Here is a 17,058-nt window from a genome sequence, read left to right as displayed (position 1 = left end):
AGTGAGCACGCAGCCTGAAGAGACGACCGAGCGCCCCCGTCGCGGCGTCCTGCCGCCCCGGCACGGCCGGCAGAAGCGGGGGATCGGCGTGGTCTTCCCGGCCATCGCCGGCGTCCTGACGATGGGGCTGCTGCTCAGCGGCGGGTACGCGGCGTACGCGTACAACCGCCTCGCGTCGAGCGTCACCAAGGTCGACGCGATCACGGGGTCGACCTCGACGCACGACGACGTCGACGGCAAGGCGATGAACATCCTGCTGGTCGGCGACGACCACCGGCCCGACAACGCGACGCCCGAGCAGCTCGCCGAGCTGAGCACCGAGACCGACGGCGGCGCGACCAACACCGACACGATGATCGTGTTGCACATCTCCGCGGACGGCAAGGACGCGACGATGATCTCGTTCCCCCGCGACTCGTACGTGTCGATCCCCGGTGTCGGCAAGGGCAAGCTCAACAGTGCCTTCTCCTACGGCACCATGAACGGTGGCGGTGCCGCCGGCGGTGCGCAGCTGCTCATCAAGACTATCGAGGGCCTGAGCGGCCTGTCGATCGACCACTACGTGCGGGTGTCGCTGCTCGGGTTCTACGAGATCGTCAAGCAACTGGGCCCGGTCTCCGTCTGCCTCAAGGAACCCGCCCAGGACACGTACTCCGGCGTGGACCTGCCCGCCGGCAACTCGCAGCTCGACGCCAAACAGGCGCTGTCCTTCGTGCGCCAGCGACACGGGCTGCCGAACGGCGACCTGGACCGCCAGGTCCGCCAGCAGTACTTCCTGTCGCAAGAGGCACGGAAGATCCTCTCGGCGGGCACCCTGCTGAACCCCGTCAAGACCACGAACATCATCGACGCGATCGGTGGGTCGATCGAGACCGACCAGGGTCTCGACATGCTGTCGCTCGCGACGCAGCTGCGGAACCTCCGGCCAGCCGCCATCAAGTCGGCGACGATCCCGATCCTCGGCACCCCGACCATCTACGTCGGCGGTTCAGCGCTGTCCATCGTCGAGGTCGACACGGCCGGCATGCCGGCGTTCGTGCAGGGCCTGGTCGGGCAGCCCGAGGCCTACACGTCGGCCACCGCGGCGGACCCGGCGTCGGTCGCCGTCACCGTGCTCAACGGCAGCGGAGTGACCGGCGCGGCAGGCGCAGCGGGCACGACGCTCGCGGGGCGCGGCTTCCAGGTCGGGGCGCCGGGTTCGTCGGACACCACGGCGACGACGATGGTGCAGTACCCGGCGGGGTCGGAAGCCCAGGCCAAGGCCGTCATGGCAGCGGTGCCGGGCGCGGTCGCCGTGCAGACCCCGACCGCGACCGGCGTCACGCTCGTGCTCGGGACCGACGGCAAGACCGCGGTCGCGACGGTGCCCACCGAACCGGGTGGCGGGTCGTCCGACGGCGGTTCCGGGGACCCCTCGGACGCGGCGTCACCCTCGGACGCGGCGTCGCCCTCCGACGAGCCGAGCCCGTCGTCGACGGCCGTGCACGCCTACGGCGAAGCGGACGCCTGCATCTACTGACCGAGTTGCGGTCTGGCGCCAGAAATGTCACATTCTGGTGGTGCACGCCGATCTGTCTGTCACCCGGTCCGAAGAACGCGCGCTCATGGTCGCCGTCGGCAGGGGTGACCGGGCCGCCTTCACGCGGATCCACACCCGGTTCCGCCCGCTGGTGCACCGGTGGGTGCGCCAGTACCTCGCCGATGCGGGTCTCGCCGAAGAGGTCGTGCAGGACGTGTTCCTCGAGCTCTGGATGATCGCCGACCGGTTCGACCCGTCGCACTCCGCGATCGCGTGGATCCGGACGATCACCCAGCGGCGCGCGATCGACCGTCTGCGGAAGTCGCGCGCGGACCGCGACCGCGACCTCCGGATCGGCGCCAGGGACCTCGAGCTGGTCGACCACGCGAGCGTGGAGCGCGCCGAGTCGGTCCTCGACCGCGTCGAACTCGGCCGTGCGCTGCGGACCCTCCCGCCGCGATAGCGCGACGCGGTCGTCCTGCGTCACCTCGTGGGGATGAGCGGGCCGGAGACCGGCGCCTGCCTGGGCGTGCCGACGGCGACCGCGAAGACGCGTGCGCGCGACGGCGTGCTGGCGTTGCGACGGGTCATGACGAGCCCGTCAGGCACGTCCCCGTAGGTTCGACGGGTGACCACCCCCGCGCTGCCGATCACCCTCATGACGTACAACATCAAGAACCCGGACCCGGCGCACGCCTGGCCCGCACGGCTGCCCGTCGTGCTCGACGTGGTCCGCCGCAACGGCCCCGACGTGCTCTGCGTGCAGGAGGCGTTCGCGCACCAGATGGACGACCTGCGGCGGGGGCTGCCCGGGTACGCCGACGTCGGGCAGGGCCGCGAGGGCGGCACGGCGGGGGAGCACGCCGCGGTGTTCTTCCGGACCGACCGGTTGCGTCCGGTCGACGAGGGCTCCTTCTGGTTGTCGGACACGCCGGACGAACCGGTGTCGAACACCTGGGGCAGCGTCTACCCGCGCATCGCCAACCACGCCCGGTTCCTCGACGTCCACGGTCCGGAGTTCACGCTGCTGACGACGCACTTCGACCACGAGGAGAACGCGCACGGCGACGAGGTCCGCGCCCGCAGTGCCGCGCTCGTCGTGGAGCGCCTGGCCGGGGTCGACGGTCCGCTGCTCTTCGCGGGCGACTGCAACGAGCCCGCCGGCTCCGGAGCGGCGTCGCGGGTGTTCGCCGACGCCGGCTGGTCGGACGCGTGGACGGTGGCAGGCGACCCGGACGACCGGACTGCGACGTACAACGACTGGCGTGCGCCGGTGGACACCGGGGCACGAATCGACTGGGTGTTCACGAAGGGCGTCGCCGGCGTCGACCGGGTCCGCATCGACCACGACGGACCGGAGACCTGGTTCGCGAGCGATCACTTCCCGGTCGTCGCGACGATCCGGGTGTGACCACGGCGTCGGGGTCAGCAGCTCCGCGCGGCGTTCACCGGCATGGGTGAGCCGATGACCGTGACGGTGGTGTCGTCGGTCAGGGCGGACACGCCGTTCGTCCCCGCGCCCTTGCGGTCCGACGGCCAGCCCTCGGCGAGCAGGACCTGCCACGCCGGGGCGTCGTCCGACCCCAGGGACTCGCGGTCGCCGGTCGGGGTGTCCGTGATGACGTCCTCGAGGTCGTCGCCCACCTGGACGCCGTCCGGACCGCTCAGCTCGACGACGCCACCGGTGCGGGCCCGGACGTCCGCGCGCAGGATGCGGACCTCGAGTGCGTTGCCGAGCTCGGAGGGCGAGGCGAGGGCGGCGACCCGCAGCGCGCCGCCCCAGGTGTAGGTGACACCGGCGGGGAAGCAGCGCCCCCCGTCGCCCTCGGCCGTCTGCGTGCGCGACGGCGTGCCGAACAGCCGGTCGAAGAGCGCCACCGTCTCGTCCCCGTTGCGCATCGACGCCACGGCGACGGTCCGGTCCCCCCGGCGGAGCGTGATCGACTCGGAGTCGAGCTCGAGGCCGTCGACGCGCTTGAGCTTGGCGTTCGAGACGTGCGCGGCGCTCGGGTCCGGTGCGAGCTCGGCGGCGACGGCACGCCCGTCCGTGGGGCCACCGCTCGACAGGTCGGCGGCCGTGGCACCCACCAGGACGGCGAGTGTGGCGGCGCCGAGCGCGAGCGAGATCCGTGCAGTCACCGTTCGACGGTACGACCAGCTGCGCCGTTGCGCGACGGCTGTTACCGGATCGGGGCCTCGCCGTCACCGGACCGTGATCTTCTGCTGGACTGGACAGGTCTTGTACATGTACCGTTGCTGTCATGCCCGTCTCATCGAAGCGACGCCTCGTCGCCGACGCCCTCCGCGACGCGATCGCGACGGGCCGCTACGTCCCCGGGGAGCGCCTGCCCGGGGAACACGACCTGGCCCAGCGCTACTCCGTCAGCCGGGGGACCGTCCGCGCCGCGTTGGCCGAACTCGCCGACGACGAGTACATCGCGACCCGCGGCGGCCTGGGGTCGGTCGTGACCTTCGACGGTGCCGCGCTCGACCCCCGAGCCGGTTGGGCGCGGTCCATCGCCGGCAGCGGCACCCCCGTGCACGCCACCACGCTCCGGATCGAACGGATCCAGGACGCGGAGCTCGCGAGCCTCGTCGGCGCCGACCCCGCGTTCGTCGCGGTCGATCGCGTGCGGTCGATCGACGGCGGCCCGCACGTCTCGTTCGAACGGAGCATCGTCCCGCGCATCGGCCGACTCGACCAGGCGGTCGAGGACGGACTGGTCGACGGGTCCCTCAGCGCGACCATCGAGGCAGCAGGGCTCGTGCCCGCCCGCGCCGAACAGTGGATCGACGTCCGGCCGCTCGACGAGGACGAGGCCGTCGTGCTCGGTCGTGCCGCCGGCACCCCGTTCCTGCACAGTCGTCGGGTGGCGCGGACGGCAGACGGGGCCTTCGTCGAGGCCGTCGACAGCCTGCTCGACCCGGAGCGGTTCCGGATCCACATGCGCTTCGGCCAGGGCGACCCGCGACCCAGCACGCGTCCGGACCAGGGGGACCCGCGATGAGCCGCACCACCGACCACGCCCTGGCCGCGTTCCAGGGGCTCGCGATCGGCGACGCCCTCGGCATGCCGACCCAGTCGATGTCCCGCGACGAGATCCGGCTCGACCACGGCGGCATCACGGGCTTCGTCGACGCCGGCCCACACCAGCGCATCGCGCACGGCATGCCCGCCGCGAGCATCACCGACGACACCGAGCAGGCCGTGCTGGTCGCGCGCCTGCTGGTCGAGGGCGATGGACGGATCGACCCCGCCCGCTTCGCCCAGGCGCTCATCGACTGGGAGCGCGGCATGGCGGCGAAGGGGTCGCTCGACCTGCTGGGTCCGAGCACCAAGACCGCCGTGCAGCGCATCCTCGACGGCGTCCCCGCCTCCGAGGCCGGGTCGACCGGCACGACGAACGGCGCGGCGATGCGCATCACCCCCGTCGGCATCGCGACGCCCGCCGACGACCTCGAGGCGCTGGTCGACGCGGTGCAGGACGCCTCGCGCGTCACGCACGACACCGGGATCGGCATCGGTGGGGCCGCCGCGATCGCCGCAGCCGTCAGTGCCGGGATCGACGGGGCCTCCCGGCACGAGGCGCTCGACGTCGCGGTGGCCGCAGCGGCCGTCGGCGAGCGACGCGGGCACTGGATCGCCGGCGCGTCGATCGCCGCGAAGACCGCCTGGGCGCGCACCTGGCTGCCGACCGTGCCCGCGGCCGAGCGGGTCCGGGCGATCGACGGCGTCATCGGCACGAGCGTCGCGAGCCAGGAGTCGGTGGTCACCGCCCTGGCCCTCGTCGCGCTCGACCTCGACCCGTGGGACACGCTGTGCACCGCGGCGAGCACCGGCGGCGACACCGACACGATCGCGGCGATGGCCGGGGCGGTGCTCGGTGCCGTCCACGGGACCGACGCCTGGCCGGCCGGATCGGTCGCCCGCGTCGAGTCCGTCAACGACCTCCGGTTCACCGAGGTCGTGACACCCCTGGTCACCCTGCGACACCGCAGGTAGGCCCCGAGCGGTGGCATCCCCCACGAGTCACCGCTCGGGTCCAGCACGACGAACCCTTCCGACGACGTAAGAGGAACCATGTCCCACCAACCGACCGCCGGCACCCTGACCAGCGTCGAACAGCGCGGCATCGAACCCGTGCCCACCGCCGAACGGACCGGCAGCTCCGGAGCGCTGTTCTGGGTCTGGTTCGCCGCGAACATCTCGATCCTCGGGCTGCCGCTCGGCGCCACCCTCGTGGCCTTCCAGCACCTCAACGTCTGGCAGGCGCTGCTGGTCGCCGTGATCGGCGCCGCCGGCTCGTTCGCGCTCGTCGGGGTGATCTCGATCGCGGGTCGTCGCGGCGGTGCACCCGGACTCACCCTGAGCCGCGCGGTGTTCGGCGTCCGGGGCAACATCGGCCCGACGTTCGTCTCGCTGCTGTCGCGGCTCGGCTGGGAGACGGTGAACACCACGACCGCCGCGTTCGTCCTGCTCTCGCTCTTCACGATCCTGTTCGGCACGGACGGCGACGCGAAGCACACCCCGCTGCTGACGGTCGTCGCCATCCTGGTGTTCGTCGTCGCGACGGTGCTGATCTCCGGCCTCGGCCACGCCTTCATCGTCGCCGTGCAGAAGTGGGCGACCTGGGTGTTCGGCGCGCTCAACGTGTTCGTGGCCGTGTTCCTGGTCCTGCGCGTCGACTGGGACGTGGTCGGGAGCGCACCGGCCGGCCCGTTCGCCGCGATGGCCATCGGGATCGGCACCATCGCCGCCGGCACCGGGATCGGCTGGGCGACCGCGGGCGCGGACATCGCGCGCTACACGAAGACGAGCGTCCGGGCCTCGAAGCTGGTCGCTGCGAGCGCCGCCGGCGCGGGCATCCCGCTCGTGCTGCTGGTCGGCCTCGGCGCCCTGGTGTCGGCCGGTGACCCGACGCTGGCCCGGGCCGGGGACCCGGTCGCAGCGATCCGCGACCTGCTGCCGGGGTGGATGGCGATCCCGTACCTGATCGCCGCGTTCGGCGGCCTGCTGCTCTCGAACCACCTGTCGGTCTACTCGGCGAGCCTGACGACGCTGACCCTCGGCATCAAGGTCCCCCGCGTGTGGGCGGTGACGGTGGACGTCGTCGTGACCTTCCTCGGCGCCATGTACTTCATGCTCGTGGCCGACGGCTTCTACGCGCCGTTCATCACCTTCATCTCGGTGCTCGCCGTCCCGATCACCGCATGGCTCGGGGTGTTCATCGCCGACATCACCCGGCGCACCTGGTACGACCCGACCGCGCTGCTCGACCTGCGCGCCGGCGGCCGCTACTGGTACTCCGGCGGCATCGCGTGGCGCGCCGTCATCGCCTGGGCCGTCGCGATCGTCGTCGGGTTCCTGTTCACGAGCGTGCAGGTCGGTGACGCCGACCCGGTGTTCGTCGGCGCGTTCTCGAGCACGTGGATCGGCGCGAACGGGCTCGGGTGGGTCGTCACCTTCGTCGTCGCTGCCGCCGTCTACCTGCTGAGCGGGGGTCCGAAGGGCCTGCTGCACGAGCAGGCCGACGAGTCCGCGCCGCTGACGTTCGCCGGTCGCCGCTGATGCCCCGACTGGTCTCCGTCGGCAACGTCATCGTCGACCTGGTGATGCGGGTGGGTGCGCTCCCCGAGCCCGGCGGCGACGTGATCGCCTCGTCCTCGGACATCACGGCGGGCGGTGGCCTGAACACGATGGTCGCCGCCCGGCGCGACGGGATGGAGGTGGTCTTCGGCGGCCAGTACGGCACCGGACCCTTCGGCGACGTCGTCCGTCGCGCACTCGTCGACGCCGACGTGCAGGTCGTGCAGCCCGGCATCGACGACGTGGACAGCGGGTACTGCGTCGCGCTCGTCGATGCCTCGACCGAGCGCACCTTCGTCACGTCCGTCGGCGCGGAGGGGCGGCTCGGGCCGGCTGACCTGGCCCGCATCGCGCTGCGGGACGACGACACGCTGTTCGTCTCCGGCTACGGCCTGGCGCACGCCGAGAACGGCGCCGCCATCGCCGACTGGTTGCCGACGGTGCCGGCGTCGGTGCGCGTGGTGCTGGACCCGTCACCGCTCGTCGACACGCTCGACCCGGGGGTGCTCGGCCCCGTCAGGGCACGTGCGGACGTGCTGTCCACGAACGCCCGGGAGGCCCGGCTCATGTCCCCGACGTCGGCCGACCTGCGGCAGGCGGTCACCGCCATGGCCGCCGGGGCGCGCGGCGCCGTGCTGGTCCGCGACGGCGGGGCCGGGTGCTGGGTGGCCGACCGGTCGCTGCCGGACGGTCCGGTCCTGGTGCCGGGCTTCCCGGTCGCGGCGGTCGACACGAACGGCGCCGGCGACGCACACGGCGGCGTCCTGGTCGCCGCGTTGACCCGCGGTGAGCCGGTCCTCGACGCGGTCCGGCGTGCGAACGCGGCCGCGGCGATCGCGGTGTCCCGCCTCGGCCCGGCGACGGCACCCACGCGGGCCGAGACCGACGCCTTCCTCGCCGCCCACCCGGCCTGACCCGCGCGCCGGACCGGTGCCGGGCCTCCCGTCCCGCCTTCCGGGCCCGCCGGGGGACAGTCGGCTGACGGGGCCGGGAGGCGCGCTGCGTACCGTCGAGGACATGACGGACCAGCAGATCGACCAGTACACGATGCAGGACCCGACCAAGCTCTACGCGGACAAGAAGCCCGACGAGCAGTACCTCCAGGGTGCCGGCACCGACGAGGAGATGGCGAAGAACGTGCCGGCCGACCACGGCGAGGACACCTACCGCGGCTCCGGTCGGCTCGAGGGCCGCAAGGCACTCGTCACCGGAGGCGACTCGGGCATCGGCGCGGCCGTCGCCATCGCCTACGCCCGCGAGGGCGCCGACGTCGCCATCGGCTACCTCCCGGAGGAGCAGGAGGACGCCGACCGCATCGTCGGGCTCATCGAGGCCGCCGGTCGCAAGGCCGTCGCGATCCCCGGCGACATCACCTCGCTCGAGTTCTGCGAGCACCTCGTCGCGACCGCCGTGCAGGAGCTCGGTGGCCTGGACATCCTGGTGAACAACGCGGGCAAGCAGCAGAACGTCGACGACATCACGAAGATCTCCGACGAGGAGTTCGACGAGACCTTCAAGACGAACGTCTACGCGACGTTCCGCATCACGAAGGCCGCCGTCCCGCACCTGAAGCCGGGTTCGACGATCATCAACACGACCTCGATCCAGGCGTACGCGCCGTCGCCGCACCTGGTGCACTACGCGGCCACGAAGGCGACCGTGAACAACCTGGCGAAGGGCCTGGCCGCGCAGCTCGCGCCGAAGGGCATCCGCGTCAACGCCGTCGCACCGGGCCCGATCTGGACCCCGCTGCAGCCGGCCGGTGGCCAGCCGCCGGAGGCCCTGCCCTCGGCCGGTGAGCAGACCTACCTCGGTCGCTGGGGCCAGCCCGCCGAGCTCGCGCCGGCGTTCGTGTTCCTGGCGAGCGGCGAGTCGTCGTACGTCGTGGGCGAGACGCTGCACGTCGACGGCGGCATGCCGACGCCGTAGGGCGTCGCACCCGCTGGCGCCATCGGGCGCCGCACAACCAAACGCACCTCGAACCACGGACGTCCGTGGTTCGAGGTGTTCTTGGTTGTGCGGCGGCGAACCGCACCACGCACGCCGAGCCGGTCAGCCGACCCCGCAGCTCCGGGCCATGCGCTCGAGGAGCTCGCGCGCGGACAGCGCCGCAGCCAGTTCGACCTCGACCGGGTTGATGCCGAACGCCCGCTCGAGCCGTCGGCGCTCGGCCTGCGCGGCGACCGGGACCTCGGGACGCTGCGGCAGCACGGCGATGGCGTGTGCCGCGGCGTCGAACGCACCCTGCGGACGCCCGAGTTGCTGCCACATCGTGCGGACGTCGTGCGCGACCTGGTCAGGGTCGCCGCCGAACTCGAAGCCGGCGGAGGCCATCGTCGCCAGGCCCTGGGCGGTGGGGTGGTCCGGGGTCATGCCCGCATCGTCACACAGGACGCCGGGAACGCGCCAGGGGGTCGACCAGCGCCGGTCCTCCTTCCTGCCGACCCCCGTACCGGGGATTCTGTTCCACCCCGCGAACCGCTTGGATGGGTCGAGCGGACAGGACGTCCGCGATCGGACACGGGTCCCGCTGACGTCGACCCGCCGTCCCGGATCGACGGAGGGCATGATGCTCGAGGACACCAGCGCGGACACCGCGGCAGCCGCCGCCGCTGCCGCGACCCTGCACCTGCGGATCACGATCGTCGGGACCACCGTCGACCTGCTCCGCGACGTGCCGTTCCACGAGGCGAGGCCCGAAGCCGTCGCCGAGCGGCTCGACATCACGGTGGAGGAGCTCCGGCAGCACTTCCCGTCGTGGGACGGCCTGGTCCTCGCCGCCCTGGACCGCTGGAACGGCACCCGCATGGACGAGGTCGCACGTGAGGTCGGGGACGGCACCACCGTGCAGCTCCTCCGGGCGATCGTCGCCTCGAACGCCGACGACCCGGCACTGATGCGGTTGCTCGTCGCGCTGCTGTCGGTCGCCGGCAACGCGGCGCACCCGATGTCGTCTTACCTGCGCTCGCGGTACCAGCTCTTCTTCGCGCAGATCAAGCGCGGGCTCGAGCACGACGTCGCCGTCGGCCGTGCTCCGCACACGATGGACCCCCGGCGCGGCGCGGAGCAGCTCATCGCGCTGTACGAGGGGCTGCAGCTGCAGGCGCTCCTGCGGGCCGACCTCGACCTCGTGCCGGCGTTCGACCGGGCCGTGGCGCGGCTCGAGCGCGGCTGGATGGAGCGGTACCAGCCCCAGGCCGCGCGTCGACTGTCCACGTGGTCGGATGACGGCTGGGACCTGTAGCGCGGTCCCGCTGGCCGCGGAACGCGACGCTGGACCGTCGCCGAGACCCGCTCGCGTAGTCCTGGTGGTCCACCGAACGAGGAGCCCCCATGGCAACGCCGAACCCGATCCAGATCCAGAAGTACCTGAGCGGCATCGACTACCCCGCCTCGAAGGACGACATCGTGTCGACCGCCGAGCAGCAGGGTGCTGAGGGCGACGTCCTGGACGCGCTCAAGGGCATCCCGGACGGCGAGTACGACGCCCCGACCGCCGTCTCGAGCGCCGTCTCCGACGCGAGCTGACGGGCACCGTGACCCCTCGGGCGCTCAGTGCGTCCGGGGGAGTCGCGGGACGGTCCCGTTGCCCGGGTCGTACCCGCTGTCCCGGATGACCCGCAGTGCGGTGGTGTCGCTGTGGACCGAGTGCACCACGACCCGACGGGTCCGCCGGAGTGCACGCCGGGCCCCCGGGGTCGCGAAGAGGCCGCCGAGCACGAGACCGGCGCCGATGCCGAGCGCGACGGACACCGCGGCGACGAAGTCGAGTGCAGCGCTCGAGGTCCCGGACATGAAGTTCAGCAGCGCGTTGGACACCGCGACACCGGGCAGCAGTGCGCCGCAGAACGCCGGGACCGAGATCGCCGACACCGCCGTCCGCATCCGGACCGCGGCGTAGGTCGACAGGACACCGAGCAACACCGCGGCGAGGAACGTCGCGCCGAGCAGCGGGAGTCCGAGCTGCCGGAGTCCCCAGAGTGACGCCCCGGCAGCGACCGAGAACACGACGGCCACGGGGATGACGCGGGCGCTGGCCTGCTGGACGAAGCAGTTCGCCGCCGCGGACACCACCGTCAACGACAGGGACGCCCAGAGCGGCAGGGTCTGCGTGACGATGCCCGACGGGTCCACCTCGAGGTGCAGCCACTTCGTCAGCGCGATCCCCGCGGGCACCCCGACCACGATGGCGGCGATCACCAGCCCGATGTAGAACGCCCGGGCCACGGCCATCGCCCGGAACCCGGAGATCGCGTCCTGTGCCCAGGTGACCAGCGCCACGTGCGGCAGGAGCAGCACCACCAGCGCGGCGACCATCGTTGCGGCGCCCGCGGGCTGCAGCACCCCGGCGCCGATCGCGAGCGTGCCGATCACCGACGCGACGGCTCCCTGCGCTCCGGAGACGAAGAACTGGGGGTAGCCGCGGCCGGTCAACCAACGCCCGGACACGATGATCCCCAGCATGAGCACGAAGGCGCCGACCCCGGCGCGCCACCCGCCACCGGCCTGCATCGCCACCGAGGTGCCGAGGACCGAGAGCCCGACGTCGGCGACCCACGTCGGCCACCGTGACGGCATCCGCAGCACGGCGACCAGGGCGCTGACCGCCGAGGTCATGTCGCGCTCGTCGTGGATGACGTCGTCGACGATCTGGTTCGCCCACGCCAGCCGGTTGAGGTCCGACCCGTCCGACCGCACCGTGCGTATCTTGACCAGCGCCGGGCCCTCGGCAGGGGCGTACTGGATCGTCACGGAGCTGCCCGAGAAGTCGAGTTCGAGCGGCGCCAGGTTCCACTTCGTCGCCACGGCGACCAGCGCGATCTCGACGCTGCGCGTGTCGGCACCCGAGGCGAGCATCACCTCGGCGACGTCGAGGCAGAAGTCGACGATCTGCACCGCCGTGTACTGGGCGGCGGCCTGGCGGTCCGGCTCGACGTGCTCGTAGATCGAGCCCCGGAGCCGCGCGCGGATGTCCCGCAGGTCGTGCTGCGCGACGCTGCGGGCGCGCGGGCGGTGCGGTGGACGAGGGGGGCGGCCCGTCCGGGGTGCTGGCTGGAGCGGATCGGGCATCACGCCATTGTGCCTGGCGCCCGCCACCGCGTCCTCCACGCGCGCTGGACGCTCGGCTAGCGTGGCCGGCATGACGTCGACGTCGCGGGACACCGCCCGCGCGCTGCTGGCCGATCTCGCTCCCGGGGCCACCCACCTCGACGTGGACGCGCTCCTGCGCGCGGTCGGGTGGACGCCGTCCGGGGTGGGCGACTGGGCCTGGGCGCTCCGGTCACCGGACGGCGTTGTCGTCGCGCGGATCAGTCCGTTCGACCCCGCGGGGCCGTACGCGGCGATGCTCTACCGGATCGCGTCCGACACCGGGCAGGTGCCGGCGCTGTTCGCCCACCGGGTCCTCGACGGCGGTGGTGACCTGATCCTGATGGAGCCGTTGTCACCGGTGCCGGAGGCCGAGGCGGCCACGTTCCTGGCGTCGGTCGTGGTCGGTTCGCCCGCGGTCGGAGCGCTCGCACACCACCTCCACCAGGTCCACGCCCGCGGTGCTGCCGAGCAGCCGTGGTGGGGCCCACTCGACGACAACCCGGCGAACGTGATGCGGGGTGCCGACGGCCGCCTCGTGCTGACCGACCCCTACTACGCGGACGGACCGGACCTGTACCGCACGGTGCTCGAGGACCCGGACCGCGTCGTCCGGGCCTTCCCCGCGGACCGTCGACGGTTCATGACGGAGCTGCCGCTGGCCGGCTCCGGCGGGTGGGCCGCTGGCGAGGCGGAGCGGATGCGCGCGGCGCTCGCCGCGGCGGATGCCCGGCTCAGCGCGGGCGACGGACGCTGAGGCGTCCGGCAGCGAAGGCGGCGGCGACTGCTCCGGCAACGGCGAGGCCGACACCGGTCCACAGCTGCCAGTCGATGGTGCCCGCGACGAACGCATAGTCGGACAGCGGGGCGTACGCGTACCAGCCGGACGAGGGGCGTGGCGTGGTGGCCGCCACGACCACGCCGGCGACGACGGCCGCCAGGCCGAGCCACAGCGTCACGTGGGTCCAGGTGCGGGGGCGGGCCGTCATGCTCTCGAGGGTACTGAGAGACGGACAGGAGGCGCGGTGCCAGCCGGCACCGCGCCTCCTGTCCGTCAGGTGGTGACGACTACTGCTCGAACGTCGCGTTCAGCGAGATGTCGACACCGGTGAGCGCCTTGCTGACGGGGCAGGTCGCCTTGGCGTCCTCGGCGGCCTTCTGGAAGGCTGCCTCGTCGATCCCGGAGACCTCGCCGTGGACGGTCAGCACGATGCCGGTGAGCTTGAACCCGCCGGCGCTGTCGGGGCCGAGCGAGACGTCGGCCTTGACGTCGAGGGCCTCGACGGTGCCGCCGGCTTCGCCGAGGACCGCGGAGAACTGCATCGCGTAGCAGGCGGAGTGCGCTGCGGCGATGAGTTCCTCGGGGCTGGTGGTGCCGTTCGCGTCCTCGGCAGCGCGCTTCGGGAACGACACGTCGTAGGTGCCGACCTTCGAGCTGGAGAGTTCGACCTGGCCGGAGCCGTCGTTCAGGCCACCGTTCCAGGCGGTACGTGCGGTGCGCGTGGGCATGCCGTTCCTTTCGTCGTGGGGGTGCGGCCGATCGGCCTCGCCAGAGCCGAGTCAATCGGAGAACGACCGTTCTCGCAACCCGCTCTCGGTGAAGACGCAGGCTCGCGACGACCCCGGCCCGGCCGACGCGTCCCTGTCCGGTCTCCGCACGCCTCGGAGTGAACGACAGGTGTAGTTTTGCGGGCATGCGTGCAGTCGTCTTCGAGCAGTACCAGACCTTCCCCTCCCTGACCGAGGTCCCGAAGCCGACACCCGGTCCTGGTGAGGTCCTGCTGCGGGTCGCCGGAGCCGGCGCCTGCCACTCCGACGTCGCCGTGTACCGCGAGTTCCAGCAGGGACAGCCCGGTGCGCAGGCGCCCGCGTTCACCCTGGGGCACGAGAACTCCGGGTGGGTCGAGTCCGTCGGGGACGGTGTGACGGGCTTCACCGAGGGCGACGCCTACCTGGTCTACGGCCCGACCGGGTGCGGCCACTGCACCTTCTGCTCGAAGGGGCAGGACACCTACTGCGTGAACGCCGCCACCAACCCGGCGGCGGGCATCGGCCTGGGGCGCGACGGCGGCATGGCCGAGTACGTGACCGTCCCGGCGCGCAACCTCGTGCCGCTCGGCGACGCGGACCCGATCGCCGCCGCACCCCTCAGCGACGCCGGCCTGACGCCGTACCACGCGATCAAGAACGCCCTGCCGAACCTGGCCGGGGGCGGACGCTTCGCCCTGGTCGTCGGCCTCGGCGGCCTCGGCCAGATCGCCGTGCAGATCCTGACGGCACTGACCGGCGCGACGGTCATCGCGACCGACATGAAGCAGGACGCGATGGACCGCGCTGCCGAGCGCGGCGCGGTCACCGTCCCCGGCGGTCCCGACCAGGCGGACCGCATCCGCGAGGTCACCGGTGGCCGGGGCGTCGACGCGGCGTTCGACTTCGTCGGGGCGGCACCCACGATCCGGGTCGCGCAGGCGTCGATGGCCGTGGGCGGACGCTTCACGGTGGTCGGGATCGCGGGCGGCACCACGGAGTGGAACTTCTTCTCGACGCCGTACGAGTCGACGATCACGAACACCTACTGGGGGACGATCGAAGACCTGCACGAGGTCGTCGCGATGTACCGCGCGGGGCAGATCGTGCCGGACGTCGAGCGGTACTCGATGGACGACGCGCTCGAGGCGTACCGGAACCTCGAGGCCGGCGAACTGTCCGGCCGGGCGGTCGTGGTCCCCTCGGCCTGACCCCTCCTGCACGTCAGGAGCCTCCGGACCACCCCCGCAACTGGGGCTGTGTCGCGCCGTCGGCACTTGTGACGATCGTTCGGCAGCGCGAACAGGGCGCGCTGCCAACGACCCGCACCGGGTCGGCGGCCCGCGCCGTTCTCCGCGGGAGCAGGGGAACCATGCGCAGGACCCACATCTGGACCAGGACCGTCACCGCCGTCACCGCGGTGGCGATCGCCCTCGCCGGCGCGCTCGTCGTCGCGGCACCGGCGCAGGCAGCCACCTACACGGCACTGCTGCCCGCCGGCTCGAAGCTCTACCCCGGTGACTCGGTGACGAGTCCGAACGGGCAGTACCGCGTGGTCATGCAGGGCGACGGCAACCTGGTCGAGTACGGGATCGGGAACGTCGTCATGTGGGCATCGAACACCGCGAACAAGCCCGGGGCCGTCGCGGTGGCGCGCAAGGACGGCTACCTGGTGCTCACGATGAACGGCGTCATCTTCGCCAAGTGGGGTCCGAACGGGTACACGTCGATGGGCTTCTCGGTCGAAGCGGACGGGTCGATGCGCACGACGGACACCGCGGGTGCCGTGCGCTGGCAGATCGCGTCGTTCCAGAGCCGGGTCCCCGCTGGCACCGTCCTGACCGCGGGCACGACGCTCCGCACGGACGCCAGCACCTCACGCGTGCTGACGATGCAGGCCGACGGCAACCTGGTGCAGTACACGAACGGCCGGGCGACGTGGTCGACGAGGACCTACCGGAACCCGGGGGCCTGGACCGCGGTGCAGGCGGACGGCAACCTGGTCGTCTACCGCGCCGACCGCAAGGCGATCTGGTCGACCAAGACCTACCGGGCCGGTGGCGGACAGCTGCTCCTGCAGGTCGACGGCAACATCGTGCTCTACGGCAAGGCCGGCACCAGGGTCTGGTCCGCCAAGCCGATCAGCACGATGCAGTGGCCGGTCGTCAGCCGCGTCATCAGCGGCCGCTACGGCGACGACCGCGGCGCCGGGCACGTCCCGCGCTACCACCAGGGCACCGACGCCGCCGTGCCGATCGGGACGCCGGTGTACTCGTCCGGTCCCGGCACCGTCACGAAGACCGTCGCGAACGACCCGTCCTACGGCAACTACGTCGTGGTGACCTACGGCGTGACGACCGTGCTGACGGCGCACCTCAGCAAGATCGAGGTGACGACGGGCCAGACGGTCGGTGCCGAGCAGGAGATCGCGAAGTCGGGCAACACCGGCCAGTCGACCGGGCCGCACGTGCACGTCGAGACGCGGGTGAACGGGAACCTGGTCGACCCGCTGACGGTCCTGCAGTTCCGCTGACGTTCCTGCCTTCCCGCCGCCCTCCGGTTCAGGCCGTCGGGGCGACTGACCGCAGCTCGGCGGCCCGGTTCGACGACGACCGGGCGGCGTACCCGATGCGGCTCTCGCGGACGTGCCACCCCATGCGCTCCGCGGCCTGCTCGACGTCGCCGGCGTCGATCGCAGCCAGGATCCGGCGGTGGTCCGGCCACAGCCGCTTGCCGCGCGACGCGGTGTCGAGCGCGTACAGCCACTCGATCTTCCGGGACAGTTGCACGAGCAGGGTCGCGAGCGTGGTGCTCCCCGACAGCTCGGCGACCAGGAAGTGGAAGCGCTCGTTGAGCTCGACGAGCAGGTCGAGTTCGTCGCGCTCGACGGCGGCGTCACCCGCGTCGAGCACCGTCCCGAGCTCGCGTCGGACACGCCACCAGTCCTCGGGCGGGGCGTCGGCGTCGAACAGGGTGCGCGCACGGACGGCGGCGCGGCGCGCGGTGGCGATCTCCAGCGACTCGCGGACGGCGAACAGGTCGTCGGCCTCGTCGAAGGGGATCTCGGCGATCCGGGACCCGGCGTTCGGTCGGGACACCACGAAGCCCTCGCCCTCGAGCCCGCGCAGGGCTTCGCGGACGGGCACCCGCGAGACGCCGTAGCGCTCCGCGAGGAAGGCCTCGGTCACACGGGTGCCCGGCTGCAGGGCACCCGCCACGATGTCGCGACGGATCGCGTCGAGGACCCCGCCACCGTTCAGCACGTGGGACAGCGTCTCACGCCGCGGTCGGTGCCAGGCCCCGGCCCGCCCCCGGGACGACGCAGTGCGTCGAGCAG

General features: G+C 72.4%; 19 protein-coding genes. 13 read left to right on the top strand and 6 right to left on the bottom strand.

Annotated elements, in window-relative coordinates; all coding sequences use genetic code 11:
• Position 1: 1 nt before the first annotated feature.
• The 3 genes from ASG04_RS16100 (at position 2) to ASG04_RS16090 (ending at position 2,930) form a co-directional block, all read left to right on the top strand.
• Positions 2-1,519: an LCP family protein gene (locus tag ASG04_RS16100; protein WP_056126414.1), complete on the top strand. Its 1,518-nt coding sequence runs from the start codon at positions 2-4 to the stop codon at positions 1,517-1,519.
• Between the two features lie 40 nt (positions 1,520-1,559).
• Positions 1,560-1,982, top strand: a complete 423-nt coding sequence (locus ASG04_RS16095) for a sigma-70 family RNA polymerase sigma factor (RefSeq protein ID WP_156463718.1) — start codon at positions 1,560-1,562, stop codon at positions 1,980-1,982.
• A gap of 165 nt (positions 1,983-2,147) precedes the next feature.
• Positions 2,148-2,930: an endonuclease/exonuclease/phosphatase family protein gene (locus ASG04_RS16090; RefSeq protein WP_056126410.1), complete on the top strand. Its 783-nt coding sequence runs from the start codon at positions 2,148-2,150 to the stop codon at positions 2,928-2,930.
• Positions 2,931-2,944: 14 nt separating this feature from the next.
• On the opposite strand, the gene ASG04_RS16085 is transcribed toward ASG04_RS16090, so the two are convergent.
• Positions 2,945-3,658 carry a hypothetical protein gene (locus ASG04_RS16085; protein WP_056126408.1) on the bottom strand — a complete coding sequence of 238 codons (714 nt, stop codon included), beginning with the start codon at positions 3,656-3,658 and terminating at the stop codon, positions 2,945-2,947.
• Positions 3,659-3,780: 122 nt separating this feature from the next.
• On the opposite strand from ASG04_RS16085, the gene ASG04_RS16080 reads away from it, so the two are divergent.
• The 5 genes from ASG04_RS16080 to ASG04_RS16060 all read left to right on the top strand — a co-directional run bounded on the left by ASG04_RS16080 (position 3,781) and on the right by ASG04_RS16060 (position 9,035).
• Entirely contained in the window at positions 3,781-4,527 is a 747-nt protein-coding gene (locus tag ASG04_RS16080) for a GntR family transcriptional regulator (RefSeq protein ID WP_056126406.1), read from the top strand.
• Entirely contained in the window at positions 4,524-5,522 is a 999-nt protein-coding gene (locus ASG04_RS16075) for an ADP-ribosylglycohydrolase family protein (protein ID WP_056126405.1), read from the top strand. Before ASG04_RS16080 ends, ASG04_RS16075 begins: the two co-directional genes overlap by 4 nt.
• 78 nt (positions 5,523-5,600) lie before the next feature.
• A complete protein-coding gene (locus ASG04_RS16070) occupies positions 5,601-7,088 on the top strand; it encodes a purine-cytosine permease family protein (RefSeq protein ID WP_056126403.1) in 1,488 nt (495 codons plus the stop codon).
• Positions 7,088-8,020: a PfkB family carbohydrate kinase gene (locus ASG04_RS16065; protein WP_056126401.1), complete on the top strand. Its 933-nt coding sequence runs from the start codon at positions 7,088-7,090 to the stop codon at positions 8,018-8,020. Before ASG04_RS16070 ends, ASG04_RS16065 begins: the two co-directional genes overlap by 1 nt.
• Before the next feature lie 103 nt (positions 8,021-8,123).
• Entirely contained in the window at positions 8,124-9,035 is a 912-nt protein-coding gene (locus tag ASG04_RS16060; protein WP_056126399.1) for an SDR family oxidoreductase, read from the top strand.
• 123 nt (positions 9,036-9,158) lie between these two features.
• Here ASG04_RS16060 and ASG04_RS16055 read toward each other — a convergent pair whose 3' ends face one another.
• Positions 9,159-9,479, bottom strand: coding sequence for a hypothetical protein (locus ASG04_RS16055; RefSeq protein ID WP_056126398.1), 321 nt, complete (start codon positions 9,477-9,479; stop codon positions 9,159-9,161).
• Between the two features lie 193 nt (positions 9,480-9,672).
• On the opposite strand from ASG04_RS16055, the gene ASG04_RS16050 reads away from it, so the two are divergent.
• Positions 9,673-10,350, top strand: a complete 678-nt coding sequence (locus ASG04_RS16050; protein WP_056126396.1) for a TetR/AcrR family transcriptional regulator — start codon at positions 9,673-9,675, stop codon at positions 10,348-10,350.
• A gap of 89 nt (positions 10,351-10,439) precedes the next feature.
• Complete coding sequence (locus tag ASG04_RS16045; protein ID WP_056126391.1) at positions 10,440-10,634, top strand: DUF2795 domain-containing protein; 195 nt, start codon at positions 10,440-10,442, stop codon at positions 10,632-10,634.
• 24 nt (positions 10,635-10,658) lie between these two features.
• Here ASG04_RS16045 and ASG04_RS16040 read toward each other — a convergent pair whose 3' ends face one another.
• Positions 10,659-12,176, bottom strand: a complete 1,518-nt coding sequence (locus ASG04_RS16040; RefSeq protein WP_056126389.1) for a threonine/serine ThrE exporter family protein — start codon at positions 12,174-12,176, stop codon at positions 10,659-10,661.
• 70 nt (positions 12,177-12,246) lie between these two features.
• On the opposite strand from ASG04_RS16040, the gene ASG04_RS16035 reads away from it, so the two are divergent.
• A complete protein-coding gene (locus tag ASG04_RS16035; RefSeq protein WP_156463717.1) occupies positions 12,247-12,951 on the top strand; it encodes a hypothetical protein in 705 nt (234 codons plus the stop codon).
• Here ASG04_RS16035 and ASG04_RS16030 read toward each other — a convergent pair.
• Both ASG04_RS16030 and ASG04_RS16025 read right to left on the bottom strand, forming a co-directional pair.
• A complete protein-coding gene (locus ASG04_RS16030) occupies positions 12,929-13,183 on the bottom strand; it encodes a hypothetical protein (RefSeq protein ID WP_056126385.1) in 255 nt (84 codons plus the stop codon). The two genes, ASG04_RS16035 and ASG04_RS16030, sit on opposite strands and share 23 nt — an antisense overlap.
• A gap of 79 nt (positions 13,184-13,262) precedes the next feature.
• A complete protein-coding gene (locus ASG04_RS16025; protein ID WP_056126383.1) occupies positions 13,263-13,703 on the bottom strand; it encodes an OsmC family peroxiredoxin in 441 nt (146 codons plus the stop codon).
• Between the two features lie 185 nt (positions 13,704-13,888).
• Here ASG04_RS16025 and ASG04_RS16020 point away from each other — a divergent pair, with 185 nt between their 5' ends.
• Together ASG04_RS16020 and ASG04_RS16015 are read left to right on the top strand one after the other, a co-directional pair.
• Positions 13,889-14,932: an NAD(P)-dependent alcohol dehydrogenase gene (locus tag ASG04_RS16020; protein WP_056126381.1), complete on the top strand. Its 1,044-nt coding sequence runs from the start codon at positions 13,889-13,891 to the stop codon at positions 14,930-14,932.
• Between the two features lie 161 nt (positions 14,933-15,093).
• Positions 15,094-16,254, top strand: a complete 1,161-nt coding sequence (locus ASG04_RS16015; RefSeq protein ID WP_056126379.1) for a peptidoglycan DD-metalloendopeptidase family protein — start codon at positions 15,094-15,096, stop codon at positions 16,252-16,254.
• Between the two features lie 28 nt (positions 16,255-16,282).
• Here the strand turns inward: ASG04_RS16015 and ASG04_RS16010 are convergent, their stop codons facing one another.
• Positions 16,283-16,984, bottom strand: a complete 702-nt coding sequence (locus ASG04_RS16010) for a GntR family transcriptional regulator (protein WP_235515575.1) — start codon at positions 16,982-16,984, stop codon at positions 16,283-16,285.
• Positions 16,985-17,058: the final 74 nt, after the last annotated feature.

This window comes from Curtobacterium sp. Leaf183 (assembly GCF_001424385.1).
GTDB lineage: Bacteria > Actinomycetota > Actinomycetes > Actinomycetales > Microbacteriaceae > Curtobacterium.
This window is presented reverse-complemented; position numbering and strand designations above follow the sequence as displayed.

Excerpts from the sequence above, each read along its gene's own strand:
- ASG04_RS16015 (WP_056126379.1), top strand. The coding sequence starts at position 15,094 with ATGCGCAGGACCCACATCTGGACCAGGACCGTCACCGCCGTCACCGCG.
- ASG04_RS16020 (WP_056126381.1), top strand. The coding sequence starts at position 13,889 with ATGCGTGCAGTCGTCTTCGAGCAGTACCAGACCTTCCCCTCCCTGACC.
- ASG04_RS16030 (WP_056126385.1), bottom strand. The coding sequence starts at position 13,183 with ATGACGGCCCGCCCCCGCACCTGGACCCACGTGACGCTGTGGCTCGGC.
- ASG04_RS16040 (WP_056126389.1), bottom strand. The coding sequence starts at position 12,176 with ATGCCCGATCCGCTCCAGCCAGCACCCCGGACGGGCCGCCCCCCTCGT.
- ASG04_RS16075 (WP_056126405.1), top strand. The coding sequence starts at position 4,524 with ATGAGCCGCACCACCGACCACGCCCTGGCCGCGTTCCAGGGGCTCGCG.
- ASG04_RS16080 (WP_056126406.1), top strand. The coding sequence starts at position 3,781 with ATGCCCGTCTCATCGAAGCGACGCCTCGTCGCCGACGCCCTCCGCGAC.
- ASG04_RS16055 (WP_056126398.1), bottom strand. The coding sequence starts at position 9,479 with ATGACCCCGGACCACCCCACCGCCCAGGGCCTGGCGACGATGGCCTCC.
- ASG04_RS16060 (WP_056126399.1), top strand. The coding sequence starts at position 8,124 with ATGACGGACCAGCAGATCGACCAGTACACGATGCAGGACCCGACCAAG.
- ASG04_RS16035 (WP_156463717.1), top strand. The coding sequence starts at position 12,247 with ATGACGTCGACGTCGCGGGACACCGCCCGCGCGCTGCTGGCCGATCTC.
- ASG04_RS16045 (WP_056126391.1), top strand. The coding sequence starts at position 10,440 with ATGGCAACGCCGAACCCGATCCAGATCCAGAAGTACCTGAGCGGCATC.
- ASG04_RS16065 (WP_056126401.1), top strand. The coding sequence starts at position 7,088 with ATGCCCCGACTGGTCTCCGTCGGCAACGTCATCGTCGACCTGGTGATG.
- ASG04_RS16050 (WP_056126396.1), top strand. The coding sequence starts at position 9,673 with ATGATGCTCGAGGACACCAGCGCGGACACCGCGGCAGCCGCCGCCGCT.
- ASG04_RS16025 (WP_056126383.1), bottom strand. The coding sequence starts at position 13,703 with ATGCCCACGCGCACCGCACGTACCGCCTGGAACGGTGGCCTGAACGAC.
- ASG04_RS16070 (WP_056126403.1), top strand. The coding sequence starts at position 5,601 with ATGTCCCACCAACCGACCGCCGGCACCCTGACCAGCGTCGAACAGCGC.